Origin of the sequence: Agromyces italicus DSM 16388, from assembly GCF_000421545.1 — a bacterium.
Lineage (GTDB): Bacteria > Actinomycetota > Actinomycetes > Actinomycetales > Microbacteriaceae > Agromyces > Agromyces italicus.
Genome location: NZ_ATXF01000005.1, coordinates 461,108 through 476,106 on the forward strand (window position 1 = coordinate 461,108; position 14,999 = coordinate 476,106).

The following is a 14,999-nucleotide window of genomic DNA, read 5'->3' on the forward strand; positions in this document are numbered from 1 at the left end:
TCGAGGGCGGATGCCTCGTGGGCGGCCACGGGGCATCCGCCTTCGCCGTACTCGGGGTGTCGCCCGCCTGACCTACGCTGGATGCCATGCGCATCGCCACCTGGAACGTCAACTCGATCCGCACCCGCGTCGGCCGTGTCGTCGACTGGATGGTGCGCGAAGACGTCGACGTGCTGGCCATGCAGGAGATCAAGTGCAAGCCCGAGCAGTTCCCGCACGAGGCCTTCGAGGAGGCCGGCTACGAGCTCGCGATCCACGGCCTGAACCAGTGGAACGGCGTCGCGATCGCCAGCCGGGCGCCGATCACCGAGGTCGAGACCGAGTTCCCCGCCATGCCCGGGTTCCTGAAGGGGCATGACGGCCCCGATCTCCCGAAAGAGGCGCGCGCGATCGGCGCGACGGTCGACGGCGTGCGCGTGTGGAGCCTCTACGTGCCGAACGGCCGCGCGCTCGGCGACCCGCATCTGCACTACAAGCTCGATTTCTACGCCGCGCTCGCCGACTACGCGCGCGCCGAGACGACCGGCCACCCCGAGCGCCCGTTCGCGCTCATGGGCGACTTCAACGTGGCACCGCTCGACATCGACAACGGCGACCCGACCGTCGTCGTCGGGCAGACCACCCACGTCTCCCCCGAAGAGCGGGCCGCGTTCTTCACCCTCGAGAACGCGGGGGTCACCGATGTCGTGCGCGCCCGGGTGCCCGAGGGGCTGTACACCTACTGGGACTACAAGCAGCTGCGCTTCCCCCGCAACGAGGGGCTGCGCATCGACTTCATCCTCGGTTCGGCGGCGTTCGCCGAGGCGGTGACCTCGGCGTCCATCCACCGCGACGAGCGCAAGGGCGACGCGCCGAGCGACCACGTGCCTGTGCTCGTCGACCTCGACCTCGGCGGCGACGGCGGCGACGACCTGCCGATGATCTTCGGCTGAGCGCTGCATATCGCTGCACCCGACGAGCCCGCTGCCGGCAGGTGCTTCGGCGCGGCAAGTCGGCACCCGGGCGCAGAGCGAGTCGAATTCATTCGATCGGCGGGCAGACCTTACCGGCCTCATGATTCACGGAGAAGCTCTCGATGACGAACCCCCCGGCTGCCATTGGCTGAGGAGAGTCGAGCCGCGTTCCTGCTATGCGGGGGTCACGTGACGCGACGGGATGGGGCTCGAATATACGACGTTGGTCGTGATGCCGCCGAGCGTGGCGAGGCGGCCCGTGATGCGCTCGAGGTCCCGCATCGACCGGGCGAGCACCTTGATGATGAAGCAGTCGGCACCGGTGACGTGATGGGCCTCGACGATCTCGGGAAGGGTGTCGACGAGGTCGTGGAACGGCCTGTAGTTGCCCGACGGGTACGCGAGGCGGACGAACGCCGTCACCGCGTACCCGAGCGCCTCCGGATCCACGGTGATGGAGTAGCCGGTGATGACCCCGGCGTCGGTGAGACGTCGGAGGCGGTCAGCGGTGGCGCTCGGCGACAGCGCGATCGCGCGCGCGAGCTGCGCGACGCTCATCCGACCGTCCTGTTGCAAAGTGGCGATGATGGCGTGATCGGTGCTGTCCAGGTCTAACCGGGGAATCGAGGGCATACGCCAGAATCTACCGTGGAAAGTAGCGCAGCCTGGCGTGAATGCAGTGGGTCATGTGTTCCACATGACGGCACCGGATGCTTCGATCGATACATGACTCTTCCACTTTCAGCGGCCGACTTCTTCGCCGCCAAGCTCGCGTACGAGACCGACCCCTCCGACCTCGCAGCAGACCGAGCCGCCGGCACCGCCCCGCTCGTCATCGACACCCGATCCGCCGCATCCTGGAGCCAGGGGCGCATCCCGGGCGCGGTGCACATCCCGAACGCCGAGCTCGAGGTGCGCATCGCCGAGGTCGCACCCGACACGGGCACTGCGATCGTCGTCTATTGCTGGGGACCGGGCTGCAACGGCAGCACACGCGGCGCCCTCATCCTGGCAACCCTCGGCTACACCAACGTTCGCGAACTCATCGGCGGCTTCGAGTACTGGGCCCGTGAAGGCCTGGCGACGGTCAGCGACACCGGCCGCGCCCGCCGCGCCCCCGACCCGCTGACTGCTCCGGCCGCATGAGCGTGCACGCCGAGATCGCGGTCGCCGCGACGCGGCAGGACTACGCGGACGTCCGCCCGCTCGTGCAGAAGCACATCGCATTCGAACGCAGCGACGTCGCGATCCCCGACGACTGGGAACGCGTGATCGCGAGCCGGGCGCACGACGGGGCCGTCGTCATCTTCGTCGCACGCATCGACGGGGATGTCGCCGGCTACGCCTCCATGACCTCGGACGTGACCACGTGGACGGGTGAACCATTCGGCCACCTGGACTGCGTCTACGTTGCCGAAGCACGCCGCAGCGCGGGCCTCGGACGACTGCTCGTCGCTGCTACGGCCGAGAGCGCCCGCGCCCGCGGCTACCGCGAGCTCCAATGGCAGACACCGGCGTGGAACGAGGCCGCGGTCCGGTTCTACGAACGACTCGGAGCCACCCACCGACCGAAGCAGCGCTTCTCCCTCGCCCTCTGATCGGACCTACCGCCGTCGTGAAAGGTGGCGTCCCCTGAGTTGGTGTAGTTCTCGGGTCGGATCGCCGGATTGCCGACGGAGTGAGCCATCGTGCGATGGTCCGTGAGTACCGATCAAAGTCACTCACGAGAACGACACATACGCACGGTGGCGCCTTCGAGGGATCCGCGAGTTCCGAGGTCGCCCCGCGCAGCGGCGACGCAGACGCCCGGGTTACGCTCGGAAGCGTGACGAGCACGCACCAATCCGGCGCCGACCCGTTCATCGGGGCGGTACTCGGCGGGCGCTATCGGGTCGATGAGCTCATCGGCCGGGGCGGAATGGCGAGCGTCTACCGCGTGCACGACCTGTCGCTCGGCCGTGCCGTCGCGGTCAAGGTGTTCGCCGCCGCAGCGGAGGGCATCGACGACGCGACACGACGCGCCACCGAGATCGCACTGCTCGCGAGTGTGCAGCACCGGGCGCTCGTGCGCCTGTACGACGCCGCACGCGACCCGGCGACCGGGCGAGAGTACCTCGTGATGGAGCTCGTCGACGGTCGCGACCTCCGCGAGGCACTGCGTGCCGGCCCGCTCCACGCGGCCGATGCGGCGGGTCTGCTCGTCGACCTCGGCGAGGCCCTGCACGTCATCCACGAGCGCGGCATCGTGCACCGCGACGTGAAGCCCGCGAACGTGCTGCTCGAACCGGCCCACCTGCCGACCCGCACGTGGAACGCGAAGCTCGCCGACTTCGGCATCGCCCGGCTCATCGACGACGCGAGGCTCACTCGCACGGGGCTGCTCGTCGGCACCCCCGGTTACCTCAGCCCCGAGCAGGTCGGCGGTGGACGGGCCGGACCGGCGGCGGATGTGTATTCGCTCGGGCTACTCGCGCTCGAGGCTCGCACGGGCCGCGCCGCGTTCCCCGGCCCCGCGGCCGAGGCGGCGAGCGCCAGGCTCGTTCGCGATCCCGAGATCCCCGAGTGGCTCGGCGCCGACTGGGTCGCGCTGCTCCGCGCGATGACCGCGCGCGAGCCCGAGGCCAGACCGGCGGCGCTCGAGGTCGCCGTCGCGGCGACACGGCTCGACACGACGGCCTCGGGCCCGAACCCGGCGACGACGGGCGCCACCGCGATCATGCCGACGACGGCAGGCGCCCCTTCGGGTGATCGACCTGCGAGGCGTCGCCGCCCCGTCCTCGTCGTGACCGCGCTCGCGGGCGCGGCCGTCGCGATCGTGCTGATCGCGCACGCGGTCATCGTCGCGGTGACCATGGGCGGTGGCGCCGCCCCCGGCCCGTCGCCCTCGGCGCCGTCCGAATCGGTGGCGCCGAGCGAGGCGACGCCGACCCCGACGCCGACCGACGACGGCGACACCGGTGATGACGACAGCGACGACGACAGCGGCCCGGGCAACAGCGGTGACAATCGCAACGACGACAAGAGCGGCGACAAGGGCAAGGGGAAGAACGGCGCCGACGACTGACGCGCCGCGTTCGCCGCGTGTCTCGCCCTACGATCAGTGGGTGCCCACACTCGAACTGCCCGGTGCCGAACTGCACTATGAGACAGCCGGCCCGATCTCCGCACCGGCCCTGCTGCTCATTCCCGCAGGCATCGCGACCCTGCGCATGTGGGACGACCTCGTCGACCGGCTCGCCGCTCGGCACTTCGTGGTGCGCTACGACCCGCGCGGGTTCGGCGGCACCCGGCACGACTTCACGGTGCCGTTCGCGAACCACGACGACGCGATCGCCGTGCTCGATCATCTCGGCGTCGCGAGGGCGACCGTCGTCGGCGCGAGCCGTGGCGGTGCGCTCGCGATCGACATCGCGCTCGCGGCATCCGATCGCGTGAACGGTCTCATCACGATCTCCGCTCGCATCGGCGGATTCCCCGACGTGGCGCTCGCCCCCGATGAGCAGGCGCGCCTCGACGAGGTCGACGCGCTCGACCCCCTGGCCGACCCCGCGGGCTACATCCGGCTCGAGACCACGGTGTTCGCGGTCGGCACCGGCCGCGGCGAGGCGGATCTCGATCCGGCGTTCCTCGCCCGCGCCCACGAACTCGCGACGCCGAACATCGCGCACGTCGCCGACGACGGCGAGCAGGTGCCGCTCGAGCCGCCGGCCGCCGAGCGCCTCCGCGAGATCGGCGTGCCGACCTTCGCGATCGTCGGCGATCACGATCTGACGCCGTTCCGCGTGCAGTTCGACGCGATCGTCTCGGCGGCGCCGCAGGCGACCGGGCTGCGGATCGCCGGGGCGGCACACCTGCCGAGCGTCGAGCGGCCCGGCGAGGTCGGCGCGGCCGTCCTCGCCTGGCTCGACGAGCGCGGGCTCTAGCGTACGACGCCGACCTGACGGCCGCCGGTTCAGTCGGGTCGCGGCAGCACCGTGGGCACGCGAGTCGTGAACTCGAGGAACCGCTGCATGAACACCCGCAAGAACTCCTCGGTACTCGAAACCGTGACCTCGCCGTCGGGTGCGATGAGCCCCGGCGTCAGCTGGAGGTACGCCTCCGGCGCGTTCATCTGCGGCGCGTTGCAGAAGCTCAGGATGCTGCGCAGGCTCTGCTGGGCGACGGCCGTGCCGAGCGCCCCGGGCGCTCGGGCGCGAGCCTGACGAGCACCTTCGCGAGCGTTCGGTTGATCGAGTCGCTCGCGAGGCTGCCGACGAAATACCCGACTCGATAGGGCGGCTCATGGTGGATGATGTCGACCTGCATGCGAGAACCCCCTCGTCTCCTGGGATTCCAGACTGCCCCCGGGGCGAGGCGACCCGCCAGAGGCATCCCTCTCGTCAGCGTCGCCCGGTGAACCGCTCCATCGAACGGTAGATGCCGAACCCGTCGCCCACGACACGGTCGAACACGCGGGTCGGCAGCAGGCCGCGGAGCGCTCGCGAGAGCCGTACGCTCGCGGGCAGCTCGACGAGCGGTGTGCCCGCGAGCATCGCCCGCCAGACCCGGTCGACGACGACGTCGGGGTCGAGCACGGGCGCGAGCAGCGGCCCGCGTGCCCCCGCGAACATGCCGGTCGCGATGTAGCTGGGTGTGACCGTCGTCACGCGGACGTGCTCGTGGCCCGCCTGCTCGAGTTCGAGCCGCAGCGAGTCGCTCCAGCCGATGAGCGCCGCCTTCGACGCGGCGTACACGGCCATGCGCGGGTTGCCGACGGTGCCGGCGGCCGAGGCGATGTTCACGATGCGAGCCGGGCGGGCGTTCGCGATCATGCCGGGCAGGAACTCGCGGGTGAGGTACATCGGCGCGAGCGCGTTGATGTACATCGTCGGCCGGGTGTCGTCCCCGTTGTCGGTGTGCCAGAAGTACCGGTTGCCGCGCACGATGCCGGCGTTGTTGATGAGCACGTCGGGGTCGCCGAGCTCGCGGCGGATCCGGTGCGCGGTCTTCGCGATCGCCCCGAGTTCGCCGAGGTCGACGACGTATGAATGCAGGCGCGTACGGCCGCGTGAGATCACGCCGAGTTCGTCGACGGTGCGTGCGAGCGCGCCGGCGTCGCGGTCGAGCAGGATGGCGGCGGCCGCGCCCTCGGCCACGGCACGCTCGGCGTACGAGCGCCCCATGCCGCCGGCGGCTCCCGTGATGAGCACCTTGGCACCGCGCACCGTTCTGTTCATGCTGCAATTCTCGCCGACGCCGGTCAGCGCATCGCGCGGTACGCGGCCCGTGCCTCGGGCGTCAGGTGTTCGGTCGCGTAGGCGAGCATGGTGCGCGGCATCCGGGTCGCGTACGCATCGAGGAATCCGGTGAGCTCGGCCCGGCCGACCCGCTTCCCGACTTCGCGCAGCATCCAGCCGACGGCCTTCTGGATCAGGTCGTGGCGATCGTCGAGCAGGCGCACCGCGATCGCGAGCGCCGGGCGTGCGTCGCCCGCCTTCGTCGCCGCGAAGGTCGCGAGCACCGCGACGCGTCGCTGCCACACCGAAGGGGATGTCGCGAGCTCGACGAGGAGCAACGGTTCGGCCTGCTCGACCGGAGCGCTCGTGAAGAGCAGCTCGCCGACGAGCGCCTCGGCCGAGCTGTCGACGAGGTCCCAGTTGTCGACGCGACCGCGGCGCACCGCCGCGAGGTATGCCGCGTGCAGCTGCAGCCGAGCCGCCTCGTCGCGCGTGCGGGTGCGGCTCGCTCGGGCGAACTGCGACACCATGATGAGCAGGGCCGCGAGCCGGTGCTCGTGGATCGGACTGTCGAGAAGCAGGTCGACCTCGGCGGGCGGCAGTCCGGCGAAGCGGCGTACGACCGCACGCGTCTCGGGCACCGTCACCCCGATGAAGCGGTCGCCTTCGGCGTAACCCCCTGGCGCGGTCTTGAAGAATCGGGCGATCTGCGGCACGCGGCCGGCGTCGGCCGCGGCGGCGAGCGCGGCGCGAACGCCGTCGGCGGTCTGGGCCGGAGTCGAGGCGTCCGTCATGCCGGTACGCTACCGCCCTTCCTTCTCGCCGGGGCATCGGCGACGATGGAGCGATGAGCGAAGCGATCACCGAGACGGAGTCCGTGGCCGCGGACGCGGCTGCGGACGCGGCTGCGGACGAACGGAGGGTCGAGTTCCGCCCGATCACGGGCGACGACCTGCGCATGTGGCTGCCCGAGTCGATGGCCTACTACGAGGCTGCCAGGCTGCGAGCCGGCGACACCCCGTCGGAGGCGAAGGCCGCGGTCGAGGCGTCGACGAATCGCTTCTTCACCGACGGCGAACTGAAGCCCGAGCACGTGCTGCTCGCGATCATCGCCGACGGCGAGGAGGCGGGGTGGCTCTGGCTCGGCCCGTGGGCCGAGGGGGGCGACGCGTGGTGGGTGTGGGATGTGCACGTGCGCGAGCCGTTCCGCCGTCGCGGTCTCGGGCGGGCGGCGATGCGGCACGCCGAGGTGGTGGCGCGCGAGCACGGCTCGCCGACGCTCGGCCTCAACGTGTTCGCCTACAACGTGCCGGCGATCGAGCTCTACGAGAGCCTCGGCTTCGAGGCTGCCTCGCTGCACATGGCCAAGTCGATCTGAGCCGGGCCCGAGCGCGCGCCTCCGGGCGCAGATCGAGAGCGGGGCCGCCGGTCGGCGTGACCCCGCTCTCGCGTGGGGCTCATCGATTGCGTGGTGAGATCGGCCGCGGCTCGGGCGTCGGCGTGGGGCCGTCGTCGTCCTGCGACTGACCGTACTTCTCGGCGTACTCGGCGAGACGCTGGCCCTGCACGTCGGCGGCCGACTGCTCGACGACCTCCGCCTGCTTGGCCTCGCGCACGGCATCCTGGATCTGCGTGGAGTGCGCGCGTGCGGCCGCCTCGATGCGCTCGGTGCGCTCGGCCTCGCGCAGGATGTCCTGCATGGTGGTGCCCTGAGGGGCGAACTCGGGCGCATGAGCCCGGCTGCGCTCCAGCGCGGCCTCTTGGCGAGCCGCGTCCTGCTGCGATTGCAGTGAGGTCACACTCGATGCTCCGGCGCCGCCTTCGAGTTGGGACTGCACACCGGCGCAGCCGCTGATCGCGACGATGAGGACGACGGCACCGATCACTGCGGCGCCGGTTCTGTTGGTGTTCATGGCCCTCTCCTGTTCATGTTGGGGGTTCGCGGGGATTTGAACAATCCTCAAATTAGGTCGAACGGCACACCCCGTCATCGGGACCGACCCCGGTGTTCTCCTCGGTGTCCGCCTCACCCCGCGGTAGGGCTGGTGCGGAGCGTCATCCGGGTGGACGCTGAGGTACTTCCGATTTCCGGCCGATTGGGGCGGGTGCGCACCGTGGACGATCTCCGGCGCCGTTTCCCAGCTGAACGCACGATTCCCGCGTTGCAGTGCAATCAATCGCGAGCGGATGCCTCGTAGCCTTGAGTTGTACGGCGATTCCCGCCGCGCGCAGTTTCACTGCGACCCCGCATCTGACCCCTCACTGAGGAACGGAGGTTCACATGTCGAACATCACGATCGACCCCATCGTCGGCGAACCCGAGGTCCTCGAGGACCTCACGCCCGCGCAGATCGCCCTCGCCGACGGCGTGGAGACCGACCCCGCCTGGCTCCGCCTCAAGGAGTCGGCGACGAAGCTCCAGTCCCTCCAGGTGAAGGACGGCTCGGTTCCGGTCGAGACCGACAAGGGTGAGGCATCCGCCCTCATCGACGCCATCGTCGACTCGGTGACCGCCCTCGCGCCGCGCTTCCCGCACGAGGCCGCCTACCTGACCGCCCTCCAGGCCGACTTCCGCAAGTGGCAGGCCGCAGGCCTCGAGGTCCCCGACTTCCTCGATTCGCTCGTCGAGTTCCAGCCGCAGCGCCACCGCATCGACGGCATCCGCCACCTCGTCGTGTTCCCCATGACCACGCAGAACGGCTCGCTCGACCGCCACGTCGAGGCGCTCGTCGTCGAGACCATCTGGCCCGAGTGCATCGCCGCCCTCGAGGCCGGCGACTACGGCAACAAGCTCTTCGTGAGCCTCCGCCTCGTCGACTTCACGCCCGGCTACGACACCAACTCGGCCGTGCTGTTCCCCGAGACGGTGGCGATGCGCGAGATCCCGCCGTTCACGTGGGGCGCGATCTTCCAGGATCGCGAGGCGGCCCGCTACCGCAAGGTGGTGCGCGCGGCATCCGAGATCACCAAGCTGCACCTGCCCGACGACGCCGCGACGCTCCTCGACGACCAGGCGCTCACCGAGCGCACCTTCGTCATGTGGGACATCATCCACGACCGCACCCACATGCGCGGCGACCTGCCGTTCGACCCGTTCATGATCAAGCAGCGCATGCCGTTCTTCCTCTACTCGCTGGAGGAGCTGCGCTGCGACCTGACCGCGTTCCGCGAGTCGGTCAAGATCCAGCGCGGGCTCGACGCACGCCTCGCCAGAGGCGAAGAGCTCACCGAGGTCGAAGAGCAGATGCGCTCCACCGGCAAGCTCGTGCAGTACGCCGTCATCTTCGACCGCATCTTCCGCTTCGCCATCACCGGTTCGCGCGTGCGCAACTACGACGGCCTCGGCGGCCAGCTGCTGTTCGCGTGGCTCCACAAGAAGCACGTGCTCGAATGGCGCGACGTCGAGCTCAGCTTCGACTGGGACGCGGTGGCCGACGCCGTCGTCGAGCTCGGCGACGCCATCGACCTGCTCTACTGGGAGTCGATCGACCGTCCGAAGACCGTGCACTGGCTGAAGGCCTACGAGCTCGTCTCCTCGGTCGTCACGCCGAACCCCGCGTCGGTCTGGGCCGAGGGCCTGCCCCGCGAGGTGCTCGCCGGCCCGCCCAAGGGCTACACCGACCTCGTGATGGACGACGAGTTCCCGCTGTCGATGTTCTTCGAGGCGCTCGACAAGAAGATGAAGCCGGTCATCGAGTCGACGGTCGGCATCACCGGCACGAGCGCCGTCTGAACCCGACGCCGGTGGTCGAGTAGCGACGAAGGAGCGTAACGAGAGCTCGTAGCCTTGGTCTCGATACGCTTCGCTACTCGACCGCCGAGTCGCGCCTGCACCAGCTCGAGGAGGAGCCCCGAATGACCGACAACCCAGCGGGCGCCGCAGGGCGCACCGTGCTCATCGCGGGCGCCACGAGCGCCTCGGGCCGGGCCGTCGCCCGAGCCCTGCTCGATGCGGGCGCCCGCGTCATCGCGGTGGGCAGCGACCGCGGCCGGCTCGTGGAGCTCGCGGCCGAGCTGCCGGGCGTCATCGTCGAGCAGGCCGACCTCACCGACCAGATGCAGGTGTGGCCGCTCGCGATGCGCGTGCACGGCCGAGTCGGCGATGTCGACGGCATCATCCACCTCGTCGGGGGCTGGCGCGGCGGCGGCGGCATCCCCGGCCAGACCGAGGAGGACTACCGGGTGCTCGAGCGCTCGTTCTCTGCGCTGCGCCACGTCAGCCGCGCCCTCTGGGACGACCTCGTCGCCTCCCCCGCGGGCCGCATCGCGATCGTCTCCTCGACGGCGGTCGAACGTCCGCTCGCCGGCGGCGCGAACTACGCCGCCGTGAAGGCCGCGAGCGAGGCGTGGATGCAGTCGCTCGCCCACGGCCTCGGCACGGAGGGCACGACCGGCGCCGCCGTCACCTTCCGAGTGAAGTCGCTCGCGGGCCTCGAAGAACGACTCGCGGACGAGGTCGTCGCGCTCTGGTCGACGGATGCCTCGGAGCTGAACGGCCACGTCGGGACCCTGTCGGCCGACTGAGCTCGGCGCGGCCGGCGGTCGGAGCATCGGATAGCGTCGGGTCATGCGCCGCGTCCGCTCATTCGAACCCTGGATGATCTCCAACCTGGTGAGCGGGGCGGTCATGGGCGCGTTCGTCGTGCTGCTGATCCCCCCGTTCATCACCGAGGTGACGGGCAGCGCCGCCCGGGTCGGCGTCGTGTTCGCCGTGATGTCGCTCGCCGGGCTGACCGGACCGGCGGTCGCGCGAGTGGCCGACCGCTTCGATGCCCACCGCGTGGTCTACACGGCAGCCTTCGCGGCGATGGCGGTCGCATTCGCCGTCCTCGCACTCGACGTCACCGCAGAGATCTACTCACCGATCGCAGGGATCCTGCTCGGCGCCGGCATCTCGGCGAAGGCGGTGATCGGATCGGGGTTCCTCGTCGGTTCGGGCCTGCCGGAGGCGATGCAGGCGCGGCAGCTCACCGTCTTCAACCTGATGATCTTCGGCGGCCAACTCGTCGGCGGCCTGCTCGTCACCGGCCTCCACCTCGCAGGCATGAGCACACTCACCCAGTTCTGGCTCGTCGCCGCCCTCATCGCGGCCGCGGCCGTCTTCACCTGGTTCACGACGGCGCTGCCCGAGTCCCGGCTGCGGGCGGCGGCGCAGGGCGAGCCGGGCGGCGCTCGCGTGGGCGTCGCGGTCACCGGCCCCGCCGGCGCCGCTCACGCTCCCGCTCGGCCTCGCATGCTGCGCTCACCGTTCGCGGCGCTGATCGCCGCGATCGCGTTCACGGCGATCGGCATGTCGGTGCTCTCGAGCCAGATCGCCAACATCCTGCCTGCGGTGTTCTCCATCAGCGCGACGACGACGAGCGTGCTCGTGGCGACCGCCGGACTTCTCGGCGTGCCCGCCGTCATCGTGTCCGGTGTCTGGCTCGGGAGGTCGGGCGCGGCACCGGCACTCGCCCTGAGTCTCGTCGTGCGGGCCGCGGGCTTCGTGCTGCTCGCACTCATCGGCCTCGCGGCCGGCGGCCCGGCGGTCGCCAGCCTCGCCGGGGTGCTGTACCTCGTGGTGGTGGTGACGTCGTCGCTGCAGCGTTCTCCGCTGCCGCGCGCGGCGGCGCTGCTCTCGCACGGTTCGCCGTCGGAGGCGAACGGCCTGGTGAACGCGGCCGGCGCGGCCGGTGCCTTCATCGGATGCCTCGGAGCGGGCATCATCGCGGAAGCATGGTCGTACGAGGCGGTGCTCTGGTTCGCCGGCGCCGCTGCCGCGGCCGCCGCGCTGTTCGTTCCGTCGATCGTCCGGGCGCTCCGCCGCAGTGCCGGCGACGATGCCGTGCACGCCGTCTCGCCGACTCCCTAGCTTCACACGGTCGCCGCGGTGGGCATGCTGCCGACCGCGTCGGGAGCCGACGGTTCGGGAACCGCGGGCGCCGGCCGTTCAGGATCGGGCGACGGCTCGGGTGCGGCGGGCGGCGGTGCAACCGCCTCCTCGCGGTCGCGCTCGGTGGCCTCGCCGATGCATCCCGTGCCGTCGCCGTTCGGCCCTTCGAGCGCATCGAGCCACGCCAGCTGCTCGACGCCGGTGAGATCGTCGGGCATCGCCGGAGCGGTCGAGTTCGGGTCGCCGCGTTCGATCGTCCACCATTCCCAGGAGCGGTATTCCTGCCCGGACTCGGTCATGCACTCGCGCACGAGCTGCTGGAACGCCAACCAGGCCGCCTGCTCCTCCTCGGTGGGGATCGGGCCGGAGGGCGGGGGCGTCGAAGCGGCCGGCGGTGTCGGCGCGGGTGCGGCGGGCGGGGCACCCGGGGCCGGGCGCGGGGCACCGGGGCTCGGCCGCTGGGTGGCATCGGGCGACGGCGCTACGCCGTCACCCTCGTCGCCGGCGCCGCCGGCGGAACCGTCGGGTCCTGGCGGCGCCGCGCCCGCCTCGAGATCGAGGTCGTCGCCGACCGATGGGGCCGGATGCGGGGAGCGCGCGTCGTAGAAGACGGGGGCGGCGGTCAGCGCCGCGGCCGCGCCCACCGAGAGCGCGCCGACGAAGAGCACGGTCGCGACGGCGCTCAGGACGAGGATCTTGCGCATGCGGCTCCTCCTCGTCTCCCGAGGAGGTTCGCTCGGGCGTTCGTCGTACGGGCGTCCGGCAATGGTACGTGACCCCCGAAAAGGGGGCAACCCTCGGAGGAGGCTTCCCTCGGAGCGGTGCCGCGGGTCAGCCTGCGACGAGCGGCGCGATCTTCATGGTCGAGATCGGGCCGTCGCACACCGTGATCCCGTAGGGCGCGTCGATGCCGCCGCCCGCTCCGTCGGAGGTGATGCGCGCCCGCAGGCCCGCCGCCTCGACGGGTGTGCAGTCGTGTGCGCCCGCCTGCGTCGCTCGGACATGGGCCGTCGCGACCCCGCCGTCCGCGCCGAGCAGGGCCGGCGAGGTGGTCGAGCCGGCCGAGAGGTCGGCCTGCGCGGGCCACCCCACCTCCTCGCCTGCGGCGTCGATCGCGATCAGCCCGGGCCACCCCTCGAACACGCAGGCCTGCGCCGCCGTGTTCGTGAAGACCAGCTCGAAGCCGAACGACCCGCCGCCCGACTCGTCGGGCAGTGGCGTGACCGCGAGCTCGAGCTGCGAGTCGTCGCATCGCAGCTCGAGCGCCGCATCGTCGGCGAACGGTTCCTGGTCGCGCTCGGCGACCGTTCCGTCACCCGCAGACCCGGTGCCCTCGACCGGAGTCGGGGCGGCGATCGGCGGTGCGGCCGTCGATTCGGGCTCGGACGACGGCAACGGTGATCGCGAGGTCGCGGCGCCGGGCGAGGCATCCGCCGTCGACCCCGCCCCCTCGCCGGGCGCGCCGGCCGCGCAGCCGCCGAGCGCGAGTGCGGCGACGAACAGCAGCCCTGCCGTGAGCATTGCACGCGTCATCGTCGTCTCCTCGTCGCCGAACGGTCGATCCATCAGGCTATGCCCGGTGTCGCCGTCGCGGAAGAGGGCGGGCACCGAGTCGCGCGGCGCAGCTCAGTCGATCGGCGGTATCCCCGGGGCGTCGTCCGGCTGCCGACGCTCGTCGGCGACGTCCGTCGCCAGGTCGGCCGGCGAGTGCTGACGCCGGCTCAGCCAGAGGAACGGCACCGCGAGCGCCTGGAACCCGCTGCTCACGAGGAGCGACCCCGGGTACCCCCAGAGGTCGGCCGAGCGCCCGAGGACCGGCTGGATCACCGCCCCTCCCGTGCTGCCGAGCAGGGAGTCGAACGACAGCACGGTCGCACGCTGGGCGGACGGGATCATGTCGTTGAGGTACGCCTGCTGCACCGGGCCCGCCGCCGCGTCGACGAGGCCCCAGAGGACGAGCAGCACGAGCGCGAGCCAGAAGCTGCGGTTGAACCCGAGCGCGAGGAGCATGGCGCTGCCGATCACGAGACTCAGGAGGATCGTCGTCGTGCGGCGTCGGAACCGGCGGCGCACCCACGGTGCGCAGAGTCCGCCGATGATCTGCGCACCCGAGAGGATCGCGGCGGCGAGCCCGGCGATCGAGTACGCCTCGGCATCGCCCCAGAGTTCGACGAGGTACGGCTGCAGCGCGTAGAAGACGTAGAAGCCGACGCCCGAGGTGAAGAAGGAGGCGAACATCACGTAGCGCACCGCCGGGCGCCCCAACCCGTACCGCAGCGATGACTGGAACACCTGCTTCGTCGCCCGCAGCGGGTGCGCGCGCCCCGCGGGGGTGAATCCGAGGTCGCGCATGAGTACCGCGGCGACGACGAACATGACGATGAGGATCGCGGCGCGCACGAGGAACGGCACCCCGAGGTCGCTCGCCTGCGCGATCACGCCGCCCGCGATCGAGCCGATGAACATGGCGCCGCCCGAGAGCGCGAGCCCGCGCCCGAACACCCGCTCGAGGCTGCCGGTGTACCCGGTCGCCGTGAGCGCGTCGACGAGCCAGGCCTCGGTCGCCCCCGAGAAGAAGGTGAAGCCGAGCCCGAGCAGCACCGAAACGACCGCCCAGCCCCAGAACGGCGCCTCCACCAGCCAGAGCCAGTAGTAGAGGAGCGTCGTGACGGCGAGCGTCACCGTGCCGAGCAGATACGACACCCGACGGCCCAGGGTGTCGGCGACGACGCCCGTCGGCACCTCGAAGAGCACCATGCCGACCGAGAAGAACGCGTTCGCGGCGAAGGCCTCGAGGTTCGAGAGCCCGGCGTCGAGCAGGAACAGCGTGTTCACGCCCCAGATGAACGAGGCCGCGAGCGTGTTGCCGATGAGCAGCGTGAAGTACACGGACTGCACCCGTCGCGCCGCGTGATTCACCGTCGTCGGCTCGCTCACCCGCCCATCATCCTCCCGACC

Annotated in this window: 18 protein-coding genes; 9 read left to right on the plus strand and 9 right to left on the minus strand. The window is 71.2% G+C overall.

What is annotated here, in order from left to right:
* Positions 1–86: 86 nt before the first annotated feature.
* On the plus strand, positions 87–932 hold the full coding sequence (locus tag H516_RS0106505) for an exodeoxyribonuclease III (RefSeq protein WP_022888913.1): 846 nt from the start codon (positions 87–89) through the stop codon (positions 930–932).
* Between the two features lie 195 nt (positions 933–1,127).
* On the opposite strand, the gene H516_RS0106510 is transcribed toward H516_RS0106505, so the two are convergent.
* Entirely contained in the window at positions 1,128–1,586 is a 459-nt protein-coding gene (locus H516_RS0106510) for an Lrp/AsnC family transcriptional regulator (protein ID WP_022888914.1), read from the minus strand.
* Positions 1,587–1,679: 93 nt separating this feature from the next.
* On the opposite strand from H516_RS0106510, the gene H516_RS0106515 reads away from it, so the two are divergent.
* The 4 genes from H516_RS0106515 to H516_RS0106530 all read left to right on the plus strand — a co-directional run bounded on the left by H516_RS0106515 (position 1,680) and on the right by H516_RS0106530 (position 4,876).
* Entirely contained in the window at positions 1,680–2,099 is a 420-nt protein-coding gene (locus H516_RS0106515) for a rhodanese-like domain-containing protein (RefSeq protein WP_022888915.1), read from the plus strand.
* Complete coding sequence (locus H516_RS0106520; protein WP_022888916.1) at positions 2,096–2,551, plus strand: GNAT family N-acetyltransferase; 456 nt, start codon at positions 2,096–2,098, stop codon at positions 2,549–2,551. Before H516_RS0106515 ends, H516_RS0106520 begins: the two co-directional genes overlap by 4 nt.
* 227 nt (positions 2,552–2,778) lie before the next feature.
* Positions 2,779–4,017: a serine/threonine-protein kinase gene (locus H516_RS21230; RefSeq protein WP_022888917.1), complete on the plus strand. Its 1,239-nt coding sequence runs from the start codon at positions 2,779–2,781 to the stop codon at positions 4,015–4,017.
* A gap of 40 nt (positions 4,018–4,057) precedes the next feature.
* The gene (locus tag H516_RS0106530; RefSeq protein ID WP_022888918.1) at positions 4,058–4,876 is read left to right on the plus strand and encodes an alpha/beta fold hydrolase; all 819 of its coding nucleotides are present in this window, start codon (positions 4,058–4,060) and stop codon (positions 4,874–4,876) included.
* Between the two features lie 29 nt (positions 4,877–4,905).
* Here the strand turns inward: H516_RS0106530 and H516_RS22920 are convergent, their stop codons facing one another.
* The 4 genes from H516_RS22920 to H516_RS0106550 all read right to left on the minus strand — a co-directional run bounded on the left by H516_RS22920 (position 4,906) and on the right by H516_RS0106550 (position 6,963).
* Positions 4,906–5,064 carry a hypothetical protein gene (locus tag H516_RS22920; RefSeq protein ID WP_022888919.1) on the minus strand — a complete coding sequence of 53 codons (159 nt, stop codon included), beginning with the start codon at positions 5,062–5,064 and terminating at the stop codon, positions 4,906–4,908.
* A 20-nt stretch (positions 5,065–5,084) separates the two neighbouring features.
* Positions 5,085–5,258, minus strand: coding sequence for a hypothetical protein (locus tag H516_RS22925; protein ID WP_022888920.1), 174 nt, complete (start codon positions 5,256–5,258; stop codon positions 5,085–5,087).
* 74 nt (positions 5,259–5,332) lie between these two features.
* Entirely contained in the window at positions 5,333–6,169 is an 837-nt protein-coding gene (locus H516_RS0106545; RefSeq protein ID WP_022888921.1) for an SDR family NAD(P)-dependent oxidoreductase, read from the minus strand.
* A gap of 23 nt (positions 6,170–6,192) precedes the next feature.
* Positions 6,193–6,963, minus strand: a complete 771-nt coding sequence (locus H516_RS0106550) for a DNA alkylation repair protein (RefSeq protein ID WP_022888922.1) — start codon at positions 6,961–6,963, stop codon at positions 6,193–6,195.
* A 53-nt stretch (positions 6,964–7,016) separates the two neighbouring features.
* Here H516_RS0106550 and H516_RS0106555 point away from each other — a divergent pair, with 53 nt between their 5' ends.
* Positions 7,017–7,547 (plus strand): GNAT family N-acetyltransferase, encoded by a 531-nt coding sequence (locus tag H516_RS0106555; RefSeq protein WP_022888923.1) that lies wholly within the window; start codon positions 7,017–7,019, stop codon positions 7,545–7,547.
* Between the two features lie 79 nt (positions 7,548–7,626).
* Here the strand turns inward: H516_RS0106555 and H516_RS21235 are convergent, their stop codons facing one another.
* Positions 7,627–8,082, minus strand: a complete 456-nt coding sequence (locus H516_RS21235; protein ID WP_022888924.1) for a hypothetical protein — start codon at positions 8,080–8,082, stop codon at positions 7,627–7,629.
* A gap of 368 nt (positions 8,083–8,450) precedes the next feature.
* On the opposite strand from H516_RS21235, the gene H516_RS0106565 reads away from it, so the two are divergent.
* The 3 genes from H516_RS0106565 to H516_RS0106575 all read left to right on the plus strand — a co-directional run bounded on the left by H516_RS0106565 (position 8,451) and on the right by H516_RS0106575 (position 12,020).
* The gene (locus H516_RS0106565) at positions 8,451–9,902 is read left to right on the plus strand and encodes a DUF6421 family protein (RefSeq protein WP_022888925.1); all 1,452 of its coding nucleotides are present in this window, start codon (positions 8,451–8,453) and stop codon (positions 9,900–9,902) included.
* 122 nt (positions 9,903–10,024) lie between these two features.
* Entirely contained in the window at positions 10,025–10,693 is a 669-nt protein-coding gene (locus H516_RS0106570; RefSeq protein WP_022888926.1) for an SDR family NAD(P)-dependent oxidoreductase, read from the plus strand.
* Between the two features lie 43 nt (positions 10,694–10,736).
* Complete coding sequence (locus H516_RS0106575) at positions 10,737–12,020, plus strand: MFS transporter (protein ID WP_022888927.1); 1,284 nt, start codon at positions 10,737–10,739, stop codon at positions 12,018–12,020.
* Positions 12,021–12,022: 2 nt separating this feature from the next.
* On the opposite strand, the gene H516_RS22010 is transcribed toward H516_RS0106575, so the two are convergent.
* From H516_RS22010 to H516_RS18780, 3 genes are all read right to left on the minus strand, one after another.
* On the minus strand, positions 12,023–12,745 hold the full coding sequence (locus tag H516_RS22010) for a hypothetical protein (RefSeq protein ID WP_022888928.1): 723 nt from the start codon (positions 12,743–12,745) through the stop codon (positions 12,023–12,025).
* Positions 12,746–12,872: 127 nt separating this feature from the next.
* Positions 12,873–13,574, minus strand: a complete 702-nt coding sequence (locus H516_RS21240) for a DUF4232 domain-containing protein (protein ID WP_169513502.1) — start codon at positions 13,572–13,574, stop codon at positions 12,873–12,875.
* A gap of 93 nt (positions 13,575–13,667) precedes the next feature.
* Positions 13,668–14,960: an MFS transporter gene (locus H516_RS18780; protein ID WP_084620506.1), complete on the minus strand. Its 1,293-nt coding sequence runs from the start codon at positions 14,958–14,960 to the stop codon at positions 13,668–13,670.
* Positions 14,961–14,999 lie beyond the last annotated feature (39 nt).

Coding starts and splice junctions, on each gene's coding strand:
- H516_RS0106555 (WP_022888923.1), top strand. CDS start 7,017: ATGAGCGAAGCGATCACCGAGACGGAGTCCGTGGCCGCGGACGCGGCT.
- H516_RS0106550 (WP_022888922.1), bottom strand. CDS start 6,963: ATGACGGACGCCTCGACTCCGGCCCAGACCGCCGACGGCGTTCGCGCC.
- H516_RS0106510 (WP_022888914.1), bottom strand. CDS start 1,586: ATGCCCTCGATTCCCCGGTTAGACCTGGACAGCACCGATCACGCCATC.
- H516_RS22010 (WP_022888928.1), bottom strand. CDS start 12,745: ATGCGCAAGATCCTCGTCCTGAGCGCCGTCGCGACCGTGCTCTTCGTC.
- H516_RS0106570 (WP_022888926.1), top strand. CDS start 10,025: ATGACCGACAACCCAGCGGGCGCCGCAGGGCGCACCGTGCTCATCGCG.
- H516_RS21240 (WP_169513502.1), bottom strand. CDS start 13,574: ATGACGCGTGCAATGCTCACGGCAGGGCTGCTGTTCGTCGCCGCACTC.
- H516_RS0106575 (WP_022888927.1), top strand. CDS start 10,737: ATGCGCCGCGTCCGCTCATTCGAACCCTGGATGATCTCCAACCTGGTG.
- H516_RS22920 (WP_022888919.1), bottom strand. CDS start 5,064: ATGAACGCGCCGGAGGCGTACCTCCAGCTGACGCCGGGGCTCATCGCA.
- H516_RS0106515 (WP_022888915.1), top strand. CDS start 1,680: ATGACTCTTCCACTTTCAGCGGCCGACTTCTTCGCCGCCAAGCTCGCG.
- H516_RS0106505 (WP_022888913.1), top strand. CDS start 87: ATGCGCATCGCCACCTGGAACGTCAACTCGATCCGCACCCGCGTCGGC.
- H516_RS21235 (WP_022888924.1), bottom strand. CDS start 8,082: ATGAACACCAACAGAACCGGCGCCGCAGTGATCGGTGCCGTCGTCCTC.
- H516_RS0106545 (WP_022888921.1), bottom strand. CDS start 6,169: ATGAACAGAACGGTGCGCGGTGCCAAGGTGCTCATCACGGGAGCCGCC.
- H516_RS22925 (WP_022888920.1), bottom strand. CDS start 5,258: ATGCAGGTCGACATCATCCACCATGAGCCGCCCTATCGAGTCGGGTAT.
- H516_RS0106565 (WP_022888925.1), top strand. CDS start 8,451: ATGTCGAACATCACGATCGACCCCATCGTCGGCGAACCCGAGGTCCTC.
- H516_RS0106520 (WP_022888916.1), top strand. CDS start 2,096: ATGAGCGTGCACGCCGAGATCGCGGTCGCCGCGACGCGGCAGGACTAC.